We start from the raw sequence: 19,842 nt of genomic DNA, 5'->3' as shown, positions 1-19,842 counted from the left end.
GCGGGACGGGGCCTCGAAGAGGACCCGTCCCGCGCTCGGCTCGGCGTCGGAGGAGGCGGGGCCCGGGGTGCCGCCGCAGCCGGGCGGCGTGGCGTAGCCCGCGTTTCTACGTGGCCGGGCGGCCGATCGCGATCATGGCCGCGTCGTCGCCCAGCCGGCCGCCGGCGTGGTCCAGGAGATCCCGCCTGAGCCGGCGCAGGAACGCGTCGGGGTCGTTCTCGGTCCAGCCCGCGATCCGCTCGGTGAGCGGGTAGAACGAGCCCGAAGGACCGCGGGCCTCGATGACGCCGTCCGTGTAGAGCAGCAGGAGGTCTCCCGCCTCGAAAGTGAACGTGTCGATGTGGTACTGCGGGCGGGCGAGGTCGCCCAGGCCCAGCGGAGGAGCGGGCCGGGAGGCTTCGATCGTCGAGGCGCAGCCGTCGCGCAGCAGGACCGGGGGCGGGTGCCCGCAGTCGATCATGTGCACCATGGAGCCCTCGTCGGGGATGTCCAGGACGGCGGCGGTGATGAAGCTCTCTGCGGACCGGTCCGTCTCCCCTGGTTCGGTCATGCCCCAGCACACACTGCCGTCGAGGTACGTCACCAGCTCGGTCAGGGTCGCCTCCCGGTGGGCCGCGGCCCGGAACGCGCCGAGCAGCAGGGCCGCGTCACCCACGGCGGTCATACCTTTGCCCCGTACGTCGCCGATGATCAGCCGGGTGCAGGAGCTGGCGCGTACGGCCGCGTACAGGTCACCGCCGATCTGCGCCTCGGCCTCGGCGGCAAGGTAGAGCGACGCGACCCGCAGCCCTCCGATCCGCCGGGGCAGCGGCCTCAGGACCACGCGCTGGGCGGTCTCGGCCACGTATCTCACCTGCGTCAGTTCGTTCGCGCGGCGCTCCCGCAGTACGCAGAAGACCACGAGGCTCGCTCCGACCAGGATCAGCCCGGCCATCTGTGCCTCGTGGTTCGCCGAGAACAGGTCGTCGCGATCACGGAGCACGGCGATGACGCCCTGAGCCACGACCGCGAGTGCCGCGACCAGCCCCGTCCCCCACGGGCCGGCGAACGACGCGGTGATCGCCGGGGCGGCGACCAGCAGGGGACCCAGGTGGATGTCGGGAGGAGCGAGGACGTCGATCACGACGATCGCCGTCATCAGCGCGATCGGGACGGCCAGCATCGCCCGGCTTCCTGGCCCCGAGCGTCGATGTCCCACGAACCGATGCACCACCCCTTCTCTCTACACCCGCGCCGCCCGGTGCGCACCAGCAGGCGGACCCGGCCCGCTCGGGGCCGGGTCCGCCTCACTTCGCGGGGCCGGGCCGGTGGCACATCCGGGGGTGCGAGCGGGACCCGGGGGCAGGACGGCGAGGGCGGCCCTGTCCCCGCCGCCGAGCTGGCCGATCGGCACGACAACGCGCTGCGCGTCGGTGACCTGCACTTTCGCCAGTTCGGCGCGCACCGCGGTTTCGCCGGCCCTCTCCCCACCGTGTCCTGCCACGAGGACACCGGTGCTCAGCCCCGAGGATGCTCCCGGAGCGGTCGGCGTCCCGGTCGATTTCGGCGGCCTCGCCTTCAGCCCTGGTGACGACCTGCCGCCGATGGCGACGGCATCGTCCTCCTCCCCGACACACCTGAACGGCACGGGAGAACTCCAACCCGCCCGTCGGGGTGGAGCCGCAGGCTGGACGACGGGATGAGGCCGCGCCCTCCCGGGCGCCGGACGGCCATGAACATCAGGCGGGGAGGGCGAGCGCGCGGAGACCGTCGTCCAGCAGCCGGATCAGCTCACCGACCCGTCCGCCGCCGCTCGGCGCCGCCGGGAAGCGCCGGAGCACGTCGACGACGGCCGGAGTCGCGCGGCTCACCACCTGCTGGACATGCTCCGCACCGATGCTCCGGTCGTCGCCGGCGGCGAGTTCCACCGCTCGGGCGGCGTAGGCGCCGGCGCCGAGGATGTGCTTGACCTGGGTGGCCTTGGCCAGCGGATGCAGGTAGGCGGAGCCTGCCGCGGACATGGCTGCCCATGCCGCCTCGTGCGCGGCCGCGGTCTCCGCGCTCTTGGCCGCCTTCAGGGCCGCCGACGCGGTGTCGCGCAGAGCCCTCCCCCGCTCCCCGCCCCGGGCGAAGTCCCATGCGGCACCGACGGCGTCCCGGGGCCGCGCGTCGTCCGGCCGGTCCGCCTCGAAGATCGCGAGCACAGCCTCCGCGCAAGCGCCGGCGAATGCGGCGACCTCACGGAGATCCTGCTTGCTCAGAACGATCTCGCCCACGTCTCCCGCGTCCCCAGTCATGCCTCCATCTTGCCCGGGGTCACGGGGGCCCGGGGGCCCGGGGTCACGGGGGCCCGGGGGCCCGGGGCCGCAGGGCTGCGGGGCCGCGGCATTCGGCGCCCGGCCGGGCGGTGTGTGCCGCTGTCGTTCCCGCCGTTCGCGGCGCACCAGGGAACGGCGGCATCGGGGCCGGTTCGGCGATCCGGAGGGGCCCGACCCGACGTGCGCCGCTCCGGACCCTGGGTGGGCGCCCGAAACGGGGCTACGATCGATCGTTCAGGAGTAGTACCGAGTTCGAACGGTCTGCCGACTGATGGCGCGTCAGGTAAGTCGGTCAAGAGCGACACCGTCATGTGTGATCCGGCAGAACGCGGCAACCAGCCCGGTCAGAAGGCTAGGAGAGAAGCTGTGTTCTATTACGTCCTGAAGTACGTCGTCCTGGGCCCCCTGCTCCGGCTGGTGTTCCGTCCCCGCATCGAAGGGCTGGAGCACGTTCCCGACGAGGGTGCGGCCATCGTCGCGGGCAATCATCTGTCCTTCTCCGACCACTTCCTGATGCCCGCGATCATCAAGCGCCGCATCACGTTCCTCGCGAAGGCCGAGTACTTCACCGGCCCCGGGATCAAGGGCAAGCTGACGGCCGCCTTCTTCCACAGCATCGGTCAGATCCCCGTGGACCGTTCCGGCAAGGAGGCCGGGCAGGCGGCGATCCGCGAGGGGCTGGGGGTGCTGGGCAGGGGTGAGCTGCTCGGCATCTACCCGGAAGGCACCCGCTCGCACGACGGGCGGCTGTACAAGGGCAAGGTCGGGGTCGCCGTGATGGCGATCAAGGCAGGGGTCCCCGTCGTCCCCTGCGCGATGGTCGGTACGTTCGAGATCCAGCCGCCGGGGCAGAAGGTGCCCCGGATCAAGCGGGTCACGATCCGCTTCGGGGAGCCGATGGACTTCTCCCGCTACGCGGGCTTGGAGAACGAGAAGGCGGCGATCCGCGCGGTGACGGACGAGATCATGTACGCCATCCTCGGGCTCTCGGGGCAGGAGTACGTCGACGAGTACGCCGTCAAGGCGAAGGCTGCACAGGCCGAGCAGCCCAGGAAGTTCCCGCGACGGTCACGCTGAGCGTGGACTCTGCCGACGGCAGATTCGCCTGGTCCCGGGGCGTGCCGCGGCCGTAGCGTTCGGTGCATGACCGGAGGACGAGCGTTCGTGCTGGGCGCGACAGGACAGGTCGGCCGGGCCGTGGTGCGGGCCCTGACCGAGGACGGCTGGGAGATCACGGCGGCCTCACGCGGAGGTGGCCGGGACGCCGCATGGAGCGGTGGAGTGCGCGCCCTCGCACTCGACCGGGAGGAGGAGGGGGCGCTCGCGGCGGCGCTGGGCGACGGCTGCGACGTCCTGGTGGACATGGTCGCCTTCGGCCGGGATCACGCAGCCCAGTTGTCGGGGCTCGCGGACCGGATCGGTTCCGCGGTCGTCATCTCCAGCGGCGCGGTGTACGCGGACGACCGGGGCCGGAGTTTCGACACCCAGGACGAGCCGGACGGCTTTCCGTCGTATCCGGTTCCCATCCCGGAGTCGCAGCGCACTGTGGACCCGGGGGAAGCGACGTACGGGACGCGGAAGGCCGCACTCGAAGAGGAACTGCTCGCGGCCGGTGAGCGGCTGCCGGTGACGCTGCTCCGGGCGGGCGCGATCCACGGCGAGCACTGCCGCACGCCGCGCGAGCTGTACTTCGTCAAGCGCCTGCTCGACGGCCGTGCACGACGGGTTCTCGCCTACGACGGGCAGAGCCGCTTCCACCCGGTGCATGTGACCAACCTTGCCGAACTGATACGTCTCGCCGCCCGCCGTCCGGGCTCCCGGGTGCTCAACGCGGGTGATCCGCAGGCGCCGACGGTCGCGGAGATCGCCGCCGCCGTCGACGGCGTACTCGGCGTGCGTACCGAGACGGTACTGGTGGCCGGTCCTCCGCCCGAGGGAGGTGTCGGACAGACCCCGTGGTCGGGTGCCCGTCCCGTGGTCTACGACATGTCGCTCGCCGAGCGGGAGCTCGGCTACCGCCCGGTGACGGGTTACGCAGAATCGCTCCCCGGGACCGTCGAGTGGCTCGCGGCACAACTGCGTGGCCGGGACTGGAGGCATGCCTTCCCGAAGATGGTGCGCAGCTACGGCGAAGGCCTCTTCGACTACACGGCCGAGGACGCCTGGCTCGAGCGGTACGACCGTGGACGCGAGAGCGGGCGGCCCTGAGAATCCCGGCCGCCCGCTCCCCTCACGGGGTCCTTACGGCTTCGGCGTGGCGTGCGGGGTGCACGTCACATCGCGCCGGTCGGTCTTCCCGGTGAGCAGGTAGGTGTCCACCCGCTCGTTGATGCAGGGGTTGACCAGGCCGGTGACACCGTGCGAGCCGGCGCCCTCCTCGGTGATGAGGCGGGAGCCCTTGAAGCGCTTGTGGAGCTCGACAGCGCCTTCGTACGGCGTGGCGGCATCACGCGTGGACTGCACGATCAGCACGGGAGGGAGTCCCTTGCCGGTGCGCACGTCCAGCGGCGTCTGCTGCTTGGACGGCCAGGTCGCACAGGGCAGGTTCATCCAGGCGTTCGCCCAGGTCATGAACGGGTACTCCTGGTGCAGCCGGGTGTTGTCGCGGTCCCACTTGCGCCAGCTCGTGGGCCACTTGGCGTCCGCGCACTCCACTGCGGTGTAGACGGCGTTGCCGTTCTCCGAGCTGATGTTGCCCGCGGTGTCCGACAGGTCGGGTGCCGCGGCGTCGATCAGCGCCTGGGTGTCGCCGCCCAGGTAGTCGCTCCAGATCTGGGCGGTGGGCGCCCAGGCGGAGTCGTAGTACGGCGCGCCCTGGAAGAATCCGATGAGCTCGGCGGGTCCGACGACGCCACCGATCGGGTTCTTCTTGGCCGCCGCGCGCAGGGTCAGCCACGCCTGCTCGACCTTCTCCGGCGTGTCACCGATGTGGTAGGCGGCGTCGTTCGCTGCGACCCATGCCTTCCAGTCGTCCCAGCGTGTCTGGAAGGCGATGTCCTGGTTGAGGTTGGCCTCGTACCAGATGTTGTCCTTCGCGGGGTTGACCACGCTGTCGACGACCATGCGGCGGACGTGCGACGGGAAGAGCGTGCCGTAGACCGCGCCCAGGTAGGTGCCGTAGGAGACGCCCAGGAAGTTGAGCTTCTTCTCGCCGAGCGCGGCCCTGATGACGTCCAGGTCGCGTGCGGTGTTGGGCGTGGTCATGTGCGGCAGCATCTCGCCGCTGCGCTCGGCGCAGCCGTCGGCGTACTCGGCGGCGAGCTTGCGCTGAGCACGCTTGTCGGCCTCGCTGTCGGGGACCGGGTCCGCCTTCGGGGCCTTCACGAACTCCTGCGGATCGATGCAGGAGATCGGCGCCGAGTGGCCGACACCTCGCGGGTCGAAGCCGACGAAGTCGTATGCCTTCGCGGTCTTCGCCCACAGCGGGTTCTTGTTGACGATGCGCTTCGGGAACGCCATACCCGAGCCGCCGGGGCCCCCGGGGTTGTAGACGAGCGCGCCCTGGCGCTCGTCCTTCGTGCCCGTGCTGACGTGCCGGTCGACGGCGAGCTTGATCTGCTTGCCGTCGGGCTTGCTGTAGTCGAGCGGCACCGTCACCCAGCCGCACTGGATGGGCGCGGCGATCGCCCAGTCGGCCGGACAGTCCGTCCAGTCGATTCCCTTCTTCTCCGCCCGGGCCGCGGCGGTCTGGACTCCGCGCGCCTCCCGGTCGCCGTGGTGACGGCTGTCGGCGCCTGCGGCCGGTGCGGCTATCGCCCCTGCTATGAGCGTGCCCGCGATCAGAGTGCCGGCCGAACCGAGCACCGCTGTGCGTCTCAAGTGGAACCTCCCCCTGTGTGATGCGCCGCCGGTGGCGGCGCTTCGTTCGTTCGTCCCGTGGATCCTTTCGCCTGTGAGCCTGCTGAGAACAGGGCGTACACGTGTTTCTTTACCGAACCAATAACCGGTGTCACTGTCCCGCTGAGCGAACTCAGGCCCTTCCGTGGGCCCTTGTCTCCTTCAGAAGGCCCTCCAGGGCCCCGTCCAGCACCGCACGGAGCAGCCGCGCGTCGGCAGCGAGCGCCGTCACGAGGACGGCGGGGCCGGCCAGTGGCGCCAGCACGGCGGTGGGACCGAGGACGCGGGGTGCGGGAGGTCCTTCGCCGAACGCGGGGTCGACGACGAGCAGTTGTCCTACTGCCCGATGGCCGCCGAGGACGGCCGCACCGTCCCAGCCTCCGGGTGCCCCCGGGCCGTACGTCAGCTGCTGGTCGAGCAGCGGACGGCCGGCCCTGCGGACGATCAGGCGGGTGGAGAGCCTGCCGGTGGATTCGCCGTGGCGCCCCAGGACCTGTTCCTCCCGGAGCACCAGACGGGCGGTGGGCGCGAGTTCAGCGCGGGTGGTCATGTCGAGGTCACTGCCGTGCGCGGAGACGAGCGGTTCGGGGAGCCAGCGCAGCTCCGCCTCCTCCCCCACGCTCAGCCGCACGTCGTACGTGGCCGGTCCCGCGTCCGGGTCGGCTCCCGGCAGGGCGACGGTCGCGGCGGCGGAGTCCACGCTCAGCCGCGCGCCGTCCTCGGCCCGCACCTCGACGGCGAGCCGGTCGCCACCCAGGGGGGCACTCATCGCGCCGACCACGGTGACGCGCGCGTACGCGGTGTCGGGGGATCTGGTGCGGCGCACTGCAAGGGGGCCGGCGCTCTCCAGCACGGGCAGCACCGTGCCGCCCGGCCCGCCTGCCACGGCGGTGATCCGGGCGGTGGCCTCGACGCTCATGCGGCCCAGGCGGCGAGCTGTGCCCGCACCCAGTCGGCGACGGGCGCGACACCGTCGGCACCGGTCAGGGAGGTGAACACCACGGGAAGTTCGCCCCGTTGCGCCGCGGCGTCCTCGGCCATGCGTTCCAGGTCGGAACCGACATAGGGAGCGAGGTCGGTCTTGTTGACGACGAGCAGGTCGGCGGTGGTGACGCCGGGTCCGCCCTTGCGCGGGATGTCGTCTCCGCCCGCGACGTCGATCACGAAGATCTGGGCGTCGACGAGGCCCCTGGAGAAGGTGGCGGTGAGGTTGTCGCCGCCGGATTCGACGAGGATCAGGTCCAGCGGCCCGACGGAGTCCTCGAGGTCCTCGACCGCTTCGAGGTTGGCGGAGATGTCGTCCCGGATGGCGGTGTGCGGACAGGCGCCGGTCTCGACGGCCTGGATGCGCTCGGGGGGCAGTACGGCGTTGCGCAGCAGGAAGGCGGCGTCCTCACGGGTGTAGATGTCGTTGGTGACGACGGCGATGGAGATCCGGTCGCGCAGGGCTCGGCAGAGTGCGGCGACGGTCGCGGTCTTGCCGGAACCGACCGGCCCGCCGAGGCCGATGCGCAGGGCTCGCCGGGTGCCGTCGGGACGTGCGGCGTCGGCGCTGACGGCTGCGGGCCCGCTGTGGGCATGGTCGAGGTGCATGGAATGCGGCTCCTGGTGTCGTCTGGTGCGGTCGGAGGGCTGGATTCAGGACGCGAACAGGCGGACCGGCCAGGCCGCGTGGGCCTCGGCCGAGATGTCGAGCATCGGAGCTGACGCGGCGGGCAGGGCCTCGATGCCCTTCCGTGCGGCTTCCGCTGCCTGCTCGGCGACCTGGTCGAGTGCGGGGGCGAGCCGGGCGAGGACGGCGGTGGCCTCGAAGGGGTCGAGGGAGAGCAGCCGGACCACCGCGGTGGCGGGGCCGCTGACCGTCTCGTAGGCGACGCAGTGCGCGGCGTCCTCGGGGCCGAGACCCGCCGCCCGGGCCGTGAGGCCGAGGACGACGGGCTGGTGGGCACCGCGTGGCCGGGCTTCGGCCAGCGCAGTGAGTTCAGGGCTGGGCCAGGTGGCCCGGGCGGCCCTCATCAGCTGGCGTCCGAGCTTGCGCGCGACGTTCCTGAGTGCGGGTGAGGGGGTCCGGGCGTCGGCGGCCTCGTCGAGCGCGAGCGGGTCGAGACCGTGGGCCGCCGCGGCTGCGAGTGCCGCGGAGGTGAGCCCGGTGGTGTGGAGCCGGCCCAGGCAGAAGGCCGCCAGGTCCTGGGCGTTGCGGATGTGTCCTGCCTTGACGGCCGGTTCGGCGCCACCGGAGTGGGCGTGACCTCCGGCGGGGAACCGGCCGTCGGCGAGGACGAGCAGGGCTGCGCGTTTCGTCATGAAGTGCTGTCCTGCCCTCAGAAGAGGAAGTACCGCTGCGCCATGGGCAGTTCGGCGGCGGGGGCGGGTTCGACCGGATCGCCGTCGATGGTCACGGCGAAGCTGTCGGGGTCGACCTCGACCCGGGGCAGGGCGTCGTTCTCGCGCATGTCCGCCTTGGTGACGCCTCGGGTGCTGCTGATCGGTACGAACGCCTTGCCCAGACCCAGACGTTCCGGGAGCCCGTCCTCGACGGCCGATGCGGAGACGAAGTTCAGGGAGTTGGCTGCGGGCGCCCTGCCCACGGCTCCGAACATCGGGCGGGGCATGACCGGCTGCGGGGTGGGGATCGAGGCGTTCGCGTCGCCCATCTGCGCGTACGCGATCTGGCCTCCCTTGATCACTGTCTGCGGCTTGACCCCGAAGAAGGCCGGGTCCCACAGGACCAGGTCGGCGAGTTTGCCGGTCTCGACGGATCCGATCTCCCGGTCGAGCCCTTGGGCCACAGCCGGGTTGATCGTGTATTTGGCGACATAGCGACGTGCACGGTGGTTGTCGGCGCGGCCGTCGCCCGGCAGGGCGCCGCGGCGCCGCTTCATCACGTGAGCTGTCTGCCAGGTCCGCAGGATCACTTCACCGATGCGCCCCATGGCCTGCGAGTCGGAGGAGATGATCGAGATGGCTCCGAGGTCGTGGAGGATGTCCTCGGCCGCGATGGTCGAGGGCCGGATCCGGGACTCCGCGAAGGCCAGGTCCTCCGGCACCGTGGGATTCAGGTGGTGGCAGACCATCAGCATGTCGAGGTGTTCGTCGATGGTGTTGAGGGTGTGCGGCCGGGTCGGGTTGGTGGAGCTGGGCAGTACGTACGGCTCCGAGACCACGCTGATGATGTCGGGCGCGTGCCCTCCCCCCGCGCCTTCCGTGTGGTACGCGTGGATGGAGCGCCCCGCGATGGCGGCCAGGGTGTCGGCGACGAAGCCGGCCTCGTTGAGCGTGTCGGTGTGGATGGCGAGTTGGGCGCCGGTCTCCTCGCAGACGCTCAGACAGGCGTCGATGACCGCGGGAGTGGCACCCCAGTCCTCGTGGATCTTGAATCCCAGCGCACCGGCGCGCAGCTGGGAACGCATGGCCTCGCGGGACATCGTGTTGCCCTTGCCGAGCAGTCCGATGTTGACGGGGTAGCCCTCGAGCGCCTCGAACATCCGGGCGAGGTGCCAGGGGCCGGGGGTGATCGTCGTCGCCTTGGTTCCCTCCGCCGGCCCGGTGCCGCCGCCGACGAGCGTGGTGATGCCGGAGGCCAGGGCCTGGTCGACGAGGGTCGGCGAGATGAAGTGGACGTGTGCGTCGATGGCTCCGGCGGTGATGAACTTGCCGTTGCCCGCGATGATCTCCGTCTCGGGTCCGATGACCAGGTCCGGGTGGACACCGTCCATGGTGTCGGGGTTTCCGGCCTTCCCGATGCCGGTGATACGGCCGTCGCGGATGCCGATGTCGGCCTTGACGATGCCCCAGTGGTCGATGATGACGGCGCCGGTGACGACGGTGTCGGGCGCGCCTTCCGCACGCGTGGTGCGCGCCTGGCCCATCGACTCACGGATCACCTTGCCCCCGCCGAACACGGCCTCGTCACCCGCACGTCCGGGGCCGCCTGACCTGTCCTCCTCGATCTCGACAACGAGATCGGTGTCCGCGAGCCGGATGCGGTCGCCGGTGGTGGGCCCGAACAGGTCGGCGTACACGGGGCGGCTGAGTTCAGGCATCGAGCGGACCTCCGGTGTCGCCGCGCAGTCCGGGGACGATGCGCAGTCCTGCGAGCGGGACGAGTTCGACGTCGACGGGAATGCCGGGCTCGAAGCGCACGGCGGTCCCGGCGGCGATGTTCAGCCGCAGCCCGTGGGCGGCACCGCGGTCGAAGTCCAGGCCCGGGTTGGCCTCGGCGAAGTGGTAGTGGGAGCCGACCTGCACGGGCCGGTCGGCGGCGTTGAGGACGGTGAGGCGGGTGACGGGGCGCCCGTCGTTGAGGGGCACCGGACCGTCCGCGTACAGGATCTCTCCGGGAATCATCGGCCGATCCCCCGTCAGACGATCGGGTCGTGGACGGTGACGAGCTTGGTGCCGTCCGGGAAGGTGGCCTCGACCTGGACGTCGTGGATCATCTCGGGGATGCCGTCCATGACGTCCTGCCGGGTGAGCACCTTCCTGCCGGAGGCCATCAGTTCGGCCACGGTGCGGCCGTCGCGCGCCCCTTCCAGCAGGTGGGAAGTGATCAGCGCGATCGCCTCGGGGTGATTCAGCCGCAACCCACGTGCCCGGCGCTTCTCTGCGACATCGGCCGCCACATGGATGAGCAGGCGTTCCTGTTCGTGCGGAGTCAGTTGCACGCTTCCACCCTCTTCGTCTTCCGCCCGGTACCTGCCCCGGGCGCAGCGGGACCCTATCCCGCCTTCAACACTCTGTTGAACGATGAAGAGGATTCCGCGGCCAGGTATTGCACGTTAGGGCGGAAGTTTTTCCGGCGCGTTAACTGATCTTTTGCGGAACCATGGACATCAGCCCGCGCAGCCCGCTCTCCAGGACCTCGGGCTCGGCCCCGCCGAACAGTGCCTCCTGCGCCAGGAAGCCCTGCGCGGTCGCGATCATGGTGCGGGCGACGTCGTCGGCAGGCACACCGGGCGGCATGAGACCGGCGGCGCGATAGGCCTCCACCAGCTTCGTCCAGGCCTCCCGCATGCCCGCGAAGCCCTCCCCGAGGGTCTGCGCCAGCCGGTCGTCCCGCAGGGTCTCTGCCCACACCTGGACCATGAGCGCGGCACACTCGCGGCGCTCCAGGTCGAAGATCCGCCCTTCGAGGACGCCGCGCATCACCCTCCCCAGCAGCACGTCGGGGGTCGGCGGCGGAACGAGGTCCACCGCCTCCTCGAACGCCTTGCGGATGATCCGGAACGCGTCGTCGGCGATGGCCGCGATCAGGTCCCCCTTGCCGGCGAAGTAGCGGTAGACGGCTCCGGCCGACAGCCCGACCTCCTTCAGCACGTCCTGCATGGACGTGCCGTGGAAGCCGCTGCGGGCGAAGCAGCGCGCGGCGCCCGCGAGGATCTGCCGGCGGCGGGCGTCGAGGTGCTCCTGGGATACGCGTGCCATGGCGCAAACCTAAAACGAACATTCATTCTTGACAAGCTCCCCCACCGGCGTGACAGTGGACGCACATCTAAAACGAACGATCCTTCTCTCTGAAACGAGGCGCTCGTCATGCCTGCTGCACCGAACCACCGTGCGGTGGCGGTCACTCTGCTCGTTCCGCTCATCGTGACGCTGGCACTCTGGGCCTTCGCCTGGCCCGCCGCGCGGATCGCCCCGCGGGACCTGCCCGTGGGAGTGGCCGGCGCGGCACCGGCCGCGGAGCGGCTGGAGAAGCAGTTCGAGAGCCGGGACGGCGCCTTCGAGGTCCACCGGTACGCAGACGCGGACGCCGCCCGCACCGCGATCGAGGACCGGGCCGTATACGGCGCGGTCGTGGTCACGGCCGAGGGCCCCCGCCTGCTCACCGCCTCGGCCGCGAGTCCCGTCGTCGCGCAGTTGCTCACCGAGGCGGTCGCGAAGGCGGCACCCGGCGGAACCGCGGTACCGGTCACGGACGTCGTCGCCGCCCCCGACACCGATCCTCGCGGCGGAGCGCTCGGGGCGAGCGTGCTGCCGCTGACCCTCGCGGGAGTAGCCGCGGGAGCCCTCGTGACCCTGCTGCATCTGCGCGGCGCCCGGGCGGGAGCGGCCCTGACGGGCGCGGCGGCACTGGTCGGCGTCGCCGCCACCGCCCTGGCCCACAGCTGGCTCGGAGTGATCACGGGCGACTGGTGGACCGAGGCGGGCGTCATCGCGCTGACCACGCTGGCGGCGGGTGCGACGGTAGCGGGATTCGCCGCCCTGATCGGGACGCGGGGCATAGGCGTAGGGGCGCTGCTGATCGTGCTGCTGGGCAATCCGTTCTCCGGCGTCACCAGCGCGCCCGAACTGCTGCCCTCACCGGTCGGGGCGATCGGCCAGTGGCTGCCGCCGGGCGCCGGGGGCTCCCTGCTGCGCTCCGTCGCCTTCTTCGACGGGAACGCGGGAGGCAGGCCCGCGCTCGCCCTCACCCTGTGGGCGCTCCTGGGCCTGGCCGCCGTACTGATCGCGGGCCGCACGCGCCCGAAGTCCGTCACCCCCACGGCCTCCGTGAGCAGCGCTCCGGACGCGGCGCTCGCCCACTGACCCGCCCGCACCCGAAACAGGCCGCGCGCTCCCCGCGAGGGAGTGCGCGGCCGCTTGGCGTCCGGGCGGCGCTCCAGTGGTCGCCGCCGCCCGGCCTTCACTCCACCCGCTCTGCGCCCGGTCAGTCGTCCTGGCCGTGACCGCGGTGTTCCGCGGCGATACCGAAGCGGCGCCGTTCGCCCTCAGCGGATGACGTCGAGTGGATCGACGAGACCGAACGGATCACCTGCTCCTCGGCCGGCTGCTCCTCGTTCTCGAGTCGTTGCAGATCAGCGGCGGAAACCAGCGCCACGAGCGGCTTGCCATGGCGCGTCACGACCACCCTCTCGCCGCCGTACACAACACGGTTGATCAGCTCGGCGAGCTCTGCGCGGGCTTGCGTCACCGGAATCTCGTAGGCCATGGTTCCCATCATAACCGTCTGTACGTCCTGTACATTTTTTACGTACTGCTCGTACGGGCCGGTTCCACCTGTGGGAAATCAGAGGAGAGGGTCCGCCATGTTCCGTCCCGCCGACCGCCACGTCCTGCCCGAGTTCACCGAGCGCACCGCTTACGGGCCCCGGACGACGGATCCGTACGCGAAGCTCCTGTCCGAGCGCATCGTCTTTCTCGGCACGCCGGTCGACGACACGGCGGCGACCGATCTGATCGCTCAGTTCATGTACCTGGAGCACGCGGATCCGGACCGTCCGCTGTCCCTCTACATCAACTCGCCCGGTGGCTCCTTCAACGCCATGACAGCGATCTACGACACCATGCGCTACCTGGCGTGCGAGGTGGAGACCTTCTGTCTCGGACAGGCGGGATCGAGCGCCGCGGTACTCCTCGCGGCCGGTGCGCCCGGACGCCGACATGCCCTGCCCGGCTCCCGGGTAGTCATCCAGCAACCCGCCCTGGACGAGCCGTTGCGGGGGCAGCCCTCCGATCTCGAGATCGCGGCCTCCGAGTTGCTGCGCGAGCGCGAGTTGCTCACGGCCATGCTGGCGCGTCACACGGGGCGTTCCGTACAGGAGATCAGCGCCGACATCGACCGGGACACCGTTCTCGACGCGCCCGCCGCCCTGGCGTTCGGGCTGGTGGACCACGTCGTGGAGAACCGCATGCCGTCCCTGCCGCCGCATCCCGCGAGGTGAACGCCCGATGCTTTCGCCCCAGTTCCCGCCGCTCCCCGCACTGACCCGCGCCGAGGCCGAGTTCATCGACTGCTACCTGGAGACCCTCGACCAGCTCGGCCGCATCAACCCCGCGCGCGGCAGCGACACCTATGGAGCGCTTCGCGCCGCACAGGCGCTCGCCTCCCGCGCCACCGCCCTCCGCGACGCACTCGCGCTGATGCACGAGCGGGGCGAGTCACAGATCCACGCGGCCACGCTGGCCCGGGCACTGCGACTCCTGGACGGGGAGCGGCGCGCCGGCCGCGTCGCACTGCCCCCGGCCGCGTCGAGTTGACCGCGGAGCACGCCCGACTCCGGCGTCCGGCCCGCCTTTCGGCCCCCTCACCCGACACGCCCGGCCAGGTGATGAGTTTTCCTCGCTCGTTCGGCTCAGGGGCTCCCCCGCCCGAGGGACGACCCAACTTGCGCAGCGGATGCGGACGCTGAGCGGAATCCATCGTTCCGTCGCTGGTACGCGGCTGGTCCGGCAGCAGCGCCCGGTCCTCGGGCAGGCCCCGTCCACCCGAACGGATCAGTGGTGACGACTCTCACATATCGGAACTTCGACGAGGAAAAGGGGCGGTGCGTGCGTAAAGATCCCTGGGACGACAAGCCCCCGCCACCGCGGCGGGGCGGTCCGGGCGGACGCCGAGTCCTGCCGCCGTCCGGATGCCTGGTCGACAGGAGTGGATCGGCAGGAGTGGAGGACCCGAGCACAACGGGCCGACCGGACATCCGGACAGCCCTCGGGGTGAAGCCGCTTCGCGCGGCCGGGCAACTTCGCCAGCCCGAACCCGACAGGTCATCCTTCACAGGCGGCTGACGAAGGGTTGCGCATGCCTGCGCAGGTTCATGTCCCGTCTCTCATCGCCCGGGTCGGTACGGCCTCGGTTCTCACATTCGCCGTCGGCACCACGATGCTGGCCCCCGGTCTCGTGAACGAGGCCGAGGCCGCAGGCCATTCGACGAGGGCGCTCGACATCGCGGCCTCCAAGAAGGGTGCGCCGTACAGATGGGGGGCCACCGGCCCCCACAGGTTCGACTGTTCCGGCCTCACGCTCTACGCGTTCAAGAAAGCGGGCAAGAAACTCCCCCGCACGGCCCAGCAGCAGTACAACAAGACCCGCCATATCTCCAGGTCGCAGCGGAAACGCGGCGACCTGGTCTTTTTTCACGCGGGTCGCAGCGTCTACCACGTCGGTATCTACGCCGGCAACGGAAAGATGTGGCACTCACCGAAGACCGGGGCCGTGGTCCGGCTGGAGCGGATCTGGTCCAACAGCGTCTGGTACGGGAGGGTCCGCTGAGAGCTCTCCCCCTCCGGGTCAGCGCAGCAGGGGCCCGGTCACCAGTACGAGTCCCAGCGCGGTGAGCGCCGTGCCGCTGCCGCCCTCGATCGCACGGGCGGTACGCGGCCGGCGCAGCCACCGGCCCAGGCGGTCCACCAGCAGCGCCACGGCGGGGAACCAGACGAGCGCGAGCAGCACGACCACCGAGGCCAGCAGCAAGGTCCTGGGGAGTGGCGGCGAGCCGTCGGGAACGAACTGGGGCAGCAGACTGAGGAAGAGGACGGGTGCCTTCGGGTTGAGGGCGTTCGTCAGGAAGCCCTGGCGCAGGGAGCGGGCCCACGTCGTCGGCGTTCCGCCACCCGGCCCTTCCTCGGCCGCTTCTCCCCGGACCACGTTCCGCCGCAGCGCGTACAGGCCGCTGAGCCCGAGCCAGAGCACATAGGCGCCGCCGAGCAGCTGAACGGTACGGAACAGGACCGGCATGGTCACGAGCACGGCGGCGAGCCCGGCGACGGCGAGCGCGGTGTGCACCAGCAGCCCTCCGGCCACCCCCACCGCCGAGGCCAGACCGGACCGCCGAGAGGCGAGCGCGTTGCGTACGACGACGGTGAAGTCCGCGCCGGGCAGCGCGACCATACCCGCGGCCACGGCGACGAAAGCGAGCAGTTGTGCGTCCATGGGTCCACCTTGAACGCCCGAAGCCTTTAGCGTGTACTTGCAATCTCCTGGGTCCGCCAAAAGGAATGCTTAATGTACGACCCCACACGGCTGGCCGCGCTGGTGGCGGTGGCCGAGGCCGGCTCGATCACCCGGGCAGCGGCTCGGCTGGGTTACACCGCGCCCGCGCTCTCGCAGCAGTTGGCCAAGCTGGAGCGGGAGGCCGGGGCGGCCCTGCTGGTGAGGCACCACCGTGGCGCACGGCTCACGGTGGCCGGCGAGCTGCTGGCGGGGCGTGCCAGGCGCGTCCTGGACGAGATGGACCAGGCGCGGCACGAGCTTGCCCGACTCGCCGGGCTTTCGGGGGGCCGGCTGCGGGTGGGCACCTTCGTCACCGCCGGGATCCACCTGCTGCCCCCGGTGCTCACCGCGTTCCGCCGTGCCCACCCTGACGTTGAGCTGGCCGTCACGGACTACGAGCCGCCGGCCGGGGTCGCAGCGGTGGCGGCGGGCGACGTGGATCTCGCGTTGACCCACGCGTACGAGCCGGCGGCCCCTGATCCATTGCCTGCGGGAGTGTTCTCGGAGCCGTTGCTCGTCGAGGAGCTGGTGCTCGTGACCGCCGTCGGCCAGATGCTGTCCGAGGGCAGCGGCCCGCTGCCCGTGTCCGAACTGTCGGGCCGGCCACTGATCAGCAGCGCGCCGGAGCACCCGCCGAGGCGCGGGGTGGAGCGTGCGCTCGCCGAGGCGGGGGCGACGCCCGCCGTGGTGTGCGAGTCGCCCGGCTACGCCCTGGTGTGCGCGCTGGTCAGTGCGGGCCTCGGCGCGGCGGTCGTGCCGGAGATGGTCGCGGCGATGTCGCCGGCACCACTCGCCGTGCGGCGCCTGGAGCCGGCTGCGTTCCGGCGAACAATCTCGGTGGTGCACCGGGGGCCCCGGAACCTGGCGGCCGCGGAGACGCTGACGGCGCTGCTGCGCAGCGGATTCGGCCGTGCCACCACGTCGTAGCCGTAGGGCAAGCGCTCGCCCGGTCCGATGCGGCGGCCCGCCCGTGGGGGTTCAGGCCTGCGTGGGAACGGCCCATGGGAGCTCGATCGACACGGTCTTGCCCCCGTCCGGAGTCGGGCTGACGCTGAGTCGGCCACCGCTTTCCTTGGCGAGCGCCCGGACGATCACCATGCCGCGGCCGTTGTCCTGCCGTACGGCCGCGGGCAGGCGCTGGGGCCAGCGGGGGTGGCTGTCCGTGACTCCCAGATACAACTCGACGTCACGGTCGAGGCGCAGGTCCACGGTGAAGGTGGGTGACTGCCCGAAGGTGTGCTGGACCGCGTTCGTCGCGAGTTCCGAGACGATCAGCTGGATGGCGTCAGCGGTCTCGCTCCCGTCCGCGAGACCCCACTCGGCGAGTACGCGCGCCACGTGTCTCCGGGCCCGGGACACCGAGACCGGGTCGCTCGGCAGGGTGACAGTTGCTTCTTGCTGGTCTGCCATGGCGACGCCGTCCCTTTCCCGCCTGACCGACCCGCGATCGGCCTGGATTGTGCTTCGCGCCAGAGTGCCACCGATACGGCCCTCGGTGACGGCCATCCGCCAAGATATGCATATATCTGTCGCCCATTCCGGTGAACTCTCACCCGTAGCCGTACACAAGCGTCACACTGGCCACTTTCCGGGCCGCCGCCGCAGGCGGCTCCCCGCAGGAGGAGAGGAGCCGACATGCGCCACGGTCCGGCGGTACGCCGACGCAAACTCGGGGAGGAGCTGCGCGGCCTGCGCCAGGTTTCCGGGCTCACCAGCCGGGAGGCCGCGGACAGGCTGGGCTGGAATCAGTCGAAAGTGAGCCGGATCGAGACGGGCACGAGCGGGGTGACCGAGGGTGATGTGAGCCGCCTTCTGGACGTCTACGGCGTGGACGACGGGCAACTGCGCTCACTGCTCCAGCAACTGGCCGGCTCGGCCGGTGGCGGCGGAAGCGGCTGGTGGCACGCCTACCGCGGTCTCATCCCGCCTCAGTACCGGGACTTCATCAGCCTGGAGTCCCAGGCCGGTGCGGCCCGGACTCTGGAGACCTCGGTGGTGCCGGGGCTGCTCCAGACCGCCGACTACGCGCGAGCGGTGACCCGGTCCACGCTGGACGGGCTTCCGCCCGCACAGCTCGACTCCCTGGTGGAGATCAGGCTGGCCCGGCAGAGCGTTCTGTACGACTCCACCCCTCTGCGGCTCAGCGCCGTGATCGACGAGGCCGTCCTCCGGCGGCGGGTCGGCGGCCCCGGCGTGATGCGGGAACAGCTGCGCCACCTTGCGCACTCGGCACAACTGCCCCACGTGACAATCCAGTTACTTCCGTTCGAGGCCGGGAGCTACATCGGGCTCACAGGGCCTTTCGTTATCTTCTCTTTTCCGAACACTTCCGATCTGGATGTGGTCGTTCTTGACCATTTGACGAGTAGCCTCTATCTGGAGCGGAAAGAAGACCTTGCGGCGTACAGCTCGGCCTTCCGCTCCATGCAGGCTCACGCGCTGTCGCCGGAGCGTTCGCTGGACCTCATCGCCGCAGTAGGCCACGGCGGTCAGGCGGAACCTTCAGACTGCCCGAGGGGGGCACGATGTCCGACCGTCCCGCACAGCCCGGCCCCAGGTGGCGGCGCAGCAGCCGCAGCACCGGGATGAACAACTGCGTGGAAGCCGCACGGCTCGGCGAGGACCGGCTGGCGGTAAGGGACTCCAAGGACGTGACCCTGCCACCGCTGCGCTTCTCGGCGGGAGCCTGGACGACCTTCGTGGCCGGACTGCACGGGCCGCTGATCAGCTGACGGGCACGGGCGCCGTCGCGAGGACCGTCCCTACGGCGAAAGCGATCTGTTTCTCCGTGAGGTCCGCACGCGCCGTCAGCCTGAGCCGCGAGATCCCGTCCGGCACCGACGGCGGCCGGAAGCATCCCACCGCCAGGCCCGCACCGCGGCAGTCGGCCGCCCAGCGCACGGCGGCCTCCGCCGAGGGCGCGCGGACGGACACGACGGCGGCGTCGGGGCGTACGGCGGTGAGCCCGGCGGCGGTGAGCCGCCCGTACAGCTCGGCCGCGACCCTCCCGGCCGCGGCCGCGCGTCCGGGCTCCCGGCGCAGCAGCCGCAGGGCGCCCAGTGCTCCACCCACCGCCGCCGGCGCGAGCCCGGTGTCGAAGATGAACGTACGGGCGGTGTTGACGAGATGACCGATGACGCGGGCCGGGCCGAGGATCGCACCGCCCTGACTGCCCAGCGACTTCGACAGGGTCAGCGTGGCGACGATCCCCTCGCCGCCCGCGAGCCCGGCGGCGGCGAGGCCGCCTCGCCCGCCCTCACCCAGGACGCCCAGCCCGTGCGCGTCATCCACCAGGAGGGCCGCGCCCGCTTCGCGGCAGACGTCCGCGAGGGCGGGCAGGGGGGCTGCGTCGCCGTCCACCGAGAAGACCGAGTCGGTCACGGCCAGCGCCCGTCCACCGTGTGCGCGGAGCGCCTTGCGTACGGCCTCGGGATCCGCGTGCGGCACGACGGCGACGGCCGCCCGGGAGAGGCGGCAGCCGTCGACGATCGAGGCGTGGTTGCCCGCGTCGGAGACGATCAGTGAATCCTGTCCGGTCAGCGCGGTGAGAGCCGCCAGATTGGCCGCGTAACCCGAGGAGAACACGAGGGCCGCTTCGAACCCGCAGAAGTCGGCGAGCTCCCGCTCCAATTCGGCGTGGAGTGCGGTGGACCCGGTGACCAGCCTCGAACCGGTGGAGCCCGCACCCCACTCACGGGCGGCCTCGCCGGCGGCCGAGGTGACCTCGGGGTGCCGGGTGAGCCCCAGATAGTCGTTGCCGGCGAGGTCCAGCACATCCGTCCCGGACGGCCTGGGGCGCAGGGACCGGACGAGTCCGGCGTCGGCACGGCGGCGCGCCGCGTCGTCGATCCAGTCGAATGGGGCGTAGGACATGAGCGGGTCCCTTTTGTAGGCAGCTCACAGACCCTAACCGGGTGCGCAACAGGCCAGGGTGTGGCAATACACACAGCATCGGCCGGCTCTCCTGTCCGGTTCCTCCTTGGCCGATGGCGGTGC

Annotated in this window: 23 protein-coding genes and 1 riboswitch; of the genes, 9 read left to right on the top strand and 14 right to left on the bottom strand. The window is 71.2% G+C overall.

Annotated elements, in window-relative coordinates; translation table 11 throughout:
* Window positions 1–106: 106 nt before the first annotated feature.
* Both ACFYQ6_RS21225 and ACFYQ6_RS21220 read right to left on the bottom strand, forming a co-directional pair.
* Window positions 107–1,162: a PP2C family protein-serine/threonine phosphatase gene (locus tag ACFYQ6_RS21225; protein WP_361580724.1), complete on the bottom strand. Its 1,056-nt coding sequence runs from the start codon at window positions 1,160–1,162 to the stop codon at window positions 107–109.
* Window positions 1,163–1,718: 556 nt separating this feature from the next.
* Window positions 1,719–2,276, bottom strand: a complete 558-nt coding sequence (locus ACFYQ6_RS21220) for a putative immunity protein (protein ID WP_388764281.1) — start codon at window positions 2,274–2,276, stop codon at window positions 1,719–1,721.
* Between the two features lie 387 nt (window positions 2,277–2,663).
* Between ACFYQ6_RS21220 and ACFYQ6_RS21215 the strand changes: the two genes are divergently transcribed.
* Window positions 2,664–3,374 (top strand): lysophospholipid acyltransferase family protein, encoded by a 711-nt coding sequence (locus ACFYQ6_RS21215; RefSeq protein ID WP_361584021.1) that lies wholly within the window; start codon window positions 2,664–2,666, stop codon window positions 3,372–3,374.
* 87 nt (window positions 3,375–3,461) lie between these two features.
* Window positions 3,462–4,505 carry an NAD-dependent epimerase/dehydratase family protein gene (locus ACFYQ6_RS21210; RefSeq protein WP_388764536.1) on the top strand — a complete coding sequence of 348 codons (1,044 nt, stop codon included), beginning with the start codon at window positions 3,462–3,464 and terminating at the stop codon, window positions 4,503–4,505.
* Window positions 4,506–4,538: 33 nt separating this feature from the next.
* Here the strand turns inward: ACFYQ6_RS21210 and ACFYQ6_RS21205 are convergent, their stop codons facing one another.
* From ACFYQ6_RS21205 to ACFYQ6_RS21170, 8 genes are all read right to left on the bottom strand, one after another.
* Window positions 4,539–6,116 carry an alpha/beta hydrolase gene (locus ACFYQ6_RS21205; RefSeq protein WP_388764279.1) on the bottom strand — a complete coding sequence of 526 codons (1,578 nt, stop codon included), beginning with the start codon at window positions 6,114–6,116 and terminating at the stop codon, window positions 4,539–4,541.
* A gap of 151 nt (window positions 6,117–6,267) precedes the next feature.
* Complete coding sequence (locus ACFYQ6_RS21200) at window positions 6,268–7,053, bottom strand: urease accessory protein UreD (RefSeq protein ID WP_388764277.1); 786 nt, start codon at window positions 7,051–7,053, stop codon at window positions 6,268–6,270.
* On the bottom strand, window positions 7,050–7,727 hold the full coding sequence (gene ureG / locus ACFYQ6_RS21195) for an urease accessory protein UreG (RefSeq protein ID WP_361584028.1): 678 nt from the start codon (window positions 7,725–7,727) through the stop codon (window positions 7,050–7,052). The genes ACFYQ6_RS21200 and ureG overlap by 4 nt, the downstream gene beginning before the upstream one ends.
* Before the next feature lie 45 nt (window positions 7,728–7,772).
* Window positions 7,773–8,438, bottom strand: coding sequence for an urease accessory protein UreF (locus tag ACFYQ6_RS21190; protein WP_388764275.1), 666 nt, complete (start codon window positions 8,436–8,438; stop codon window positions 7,773–7,775).
* 17 nt (window positions 8,439–8,455) lie between these two features.
* Complete coding sequence (locus tag ACFYQ6_RS21185) at window positions 8,456–10,177, bottom strand: urease subunit alpha (RefSeq protein WP_388764273.1); 1,722 nt, start codon at window positions 10,175–10,177, stop codon at window positions 8,456–8,458.
* Window positions 10,170–10,481 (bottom strand): urease subunit beta, encoded by a 312-nt coding sequence (locus ACFYQ6_RS21180; protein WP_361584035.1) that lies wholly within the window; start codon window positions 10,479–10,481, stop codon window positions 10,170–10,172. Before ACFYQ6_RS21180 ends, ACFYQ6_RS21185 begins: the two co-directional genes overlap by 8 nt.
* 14 nt (window positions 10,482–10,495) lie before the next feature.
* Entirely contained in the window at window positions 10,496–10,798 is a 303-nt protein-coding gene (locus ACFYQ6_RS21175) for an urease subunit gamma (RefSeq protein WP_145811582.1), read from the bottom strand.
* Window positions 10,799–10,937: 139 nt separating this feature from the next.
* Window positions 10,938–11,558, bottom strand: a complete 621-nt coding sequence (locus ACFYQ6_RS21170) for a TetR/AcrR family transcriptional regulator (protein ID WP_361584038.1) — start codon at window positions 11,556–11,558, stop codon at window positions 10,938–10,940.
* Between the two features lie 108 nt (window positions 11,559–11,666).
* Here ACFYQ6_RS21170 and ACFYQ6_RS21165 point away from each other — a divergent pair, with 108 nt between their 5' ends.
* Complete coding sequence (locus ACFYQ6_RS21165) at window positions 11,667–12,662, top strand: ABC transporter permease (RefSeq protein ID WP_361584041.1); 996 nt, start codon at window positions 11,667–11,669, stop codon at window positions 12,660–12,662.
* Window positions 12,663–12,783: 121 nt separating this feature from the next.
* Here the strand turns inward: ACFYQ6_RS21165 and ACFYQ6_RS21160 are convergent, their stop codons facing one another.
* Entirely contained in the window at window positions 12,784–13,065 is a 282-nt protein-coding gene (locus ACFYQ6_RS21160) for a type II toxin-antitoxin system Phd/YefM family antitoxin (protein WP_361584044.1), read from the bottom strand.
* A gap of 97 nt (window positions 13,066–13,162) precedes the next feature.
* Between ACFYQ6_RS21160 and ACFYQ6_RS21155 the strand changes: the two genes are divergently transcribed.
* The 3 genes from ACFYQ6_RS21155 (at window position 13,163) to ACFYQ6_RS21145 (ending at window position 15,126) form a co-directional block, all read left to right on the top strand.
* Entirely contained in the window at window positions 13,163–13,798 is a 636-nt protein-coding gene (locus ACFYQ6_RS21155) for an ATP-dependent Clp protease proteolytic subunit (RefSeq protein ID WP_361584047.1), read from the top strand.
* Between the two features lie 7 nt (window positions 13,799–13,805).
* Entirely contained in the window at window positions 13,806–14,114 is a 309-nt protein-coding gene (locus ACFYQ6_RS21150; protein WP_361584050.1) for a hypothetical protein, read from the top strand.
* A gap of 341 nt (window positions 14,115–14,455) precedes the next feature.
* A riboswitch (cyclic di-AMP (ydaO/yuaA leader) is annotated at window positions 14,456–14,652 on the top strand.
* Between the two features lie 3 nt (window positions 14,653–14,655).
* A complete protein-coding gene (locus ACFYQ6_RS21145; RefSeq protein WP_361584053.1) occupies window positions 14,656–15,126 on the top strand; it encodes a C40 family peptidase in 471 nt (156 codons plus the stop codon).
* 18 nt (window positions 15,127–15,144) lie between these two features.
* Here the strand turns inward: ACFYQ6_RS21145 and ACFYQ6_RS21140 are convergent, their stop codons facing one another.
* The gene (locus ACFYQ6_RS21140) at window positions 15,145–15,786 is read right to left on the bottom strand and encodes a LysE family translocator (RefSeq protein ID WP_361584056.1); all 642 of its coding nucleotides are present in this window, start codon (window positions 15,784–15,786) and stop codon (window positions 15,145–15,147) included.
* 72 nt (window positions 15,787–15,858) lie between these two features.
* On the opposite strand from ACFYQ6_RS21140, the gene ACFYQ6_RS21135 reads away from it, so the two are divergent.
* Window positions 15,859–16,773, top strand: a complete 915-nt coding sequence (locus ACFYQ6_RS21135; protein ID WP_361584058.1) for a LysR family transcriptional regulator — start codon at window positions 15,859–15,861, stop codon at window positions 16,771–16,773.
* A gap of 51 nt (window positions 16,774–16,824) precedes the next feature.
* Here the strand turns inward: ACFYQ6_RS21135 and ACFYQ6_RS21130 are convergent, their stop codons facing one another.
* Entirely contained in the window at window positions 16,825–17,256 is a 432-nt protein-coding gene (locus tag ACFYQ6_RS21130; RefSeq protein WP_388764268.1) for an ATP-binding protein, read from the bottom strand.
* Window positions 17,257–17,481: 225 nt separating this feature from the next.
* Here ACFYQ6_RS21130 and ACFYQ6_RS21125 point away from each other — a divergent pair, with 225 nt between their 5' ends.
* Window positions 17,482–18,435 (top strand): helix-turn-helix domain-containing protein, encoded by a 954-nt coding sequence (locus ACFYQ6_RS21125; protein ID WP_388764266.1) that lies wholly within the window; start codon window positions 17,482–17,484, stop codon window positions 18,433–18,435.
* Window positions 18,372–18,578 carry a DUF397 domain-containing protein gene (locus ACFYQ6_RS21120; RefSeq protein ID WP_361584065.1) on the top strand — a complete coding sequence of 69 codons (207 nt, stop codon included), beginning with the start codon at window positions 18,372–18,374 and terminating at the stop codon, window positions 18,576–18,578. Before ACFYQ6_RS21125 ends, ACFYQ6_RS21120 begins: the two co-directional genes overlap by 64 nt.
* On the opposite strand, the gene ACFYQ6_RS21115 is transcribed toward ACFYQ6_RS21120, so the two are convergent.
* Complete coding sequence (locus ACFYQ6_RS21115; RefSeq protein ID WP_361584067.1) at window positions 18,571–19,719, bottom strand: 8-amino-7-oxononanoate synthase; 1,149 nt, start codon at window positions 19,717–19,719, stop codon at window positions 18,571–18,573. The genes ACFYQ6_RS21120 and ACFYQ6_RS21115 overlap by 8 nt on opposite strands.
* Window positions 19,720–19,842 lie beyond the last annotated feature (123 nt).

The sequence above is a fragment of the Streptomyces sp. NPDC005494 genome (assembly GCF_042872025.1).
In the GTDB taxonomy this organism is placed as follows: domain Bacteria; phylum Actinomycetota; class Actinomycetes; order Streptomycetales; family Streptomycetaceae; genus Streptomyces.
Note: the sequence above shows the minus strand (reverse complement) of the source record. Positions and strands in the feature narration are given on the sequence as shown.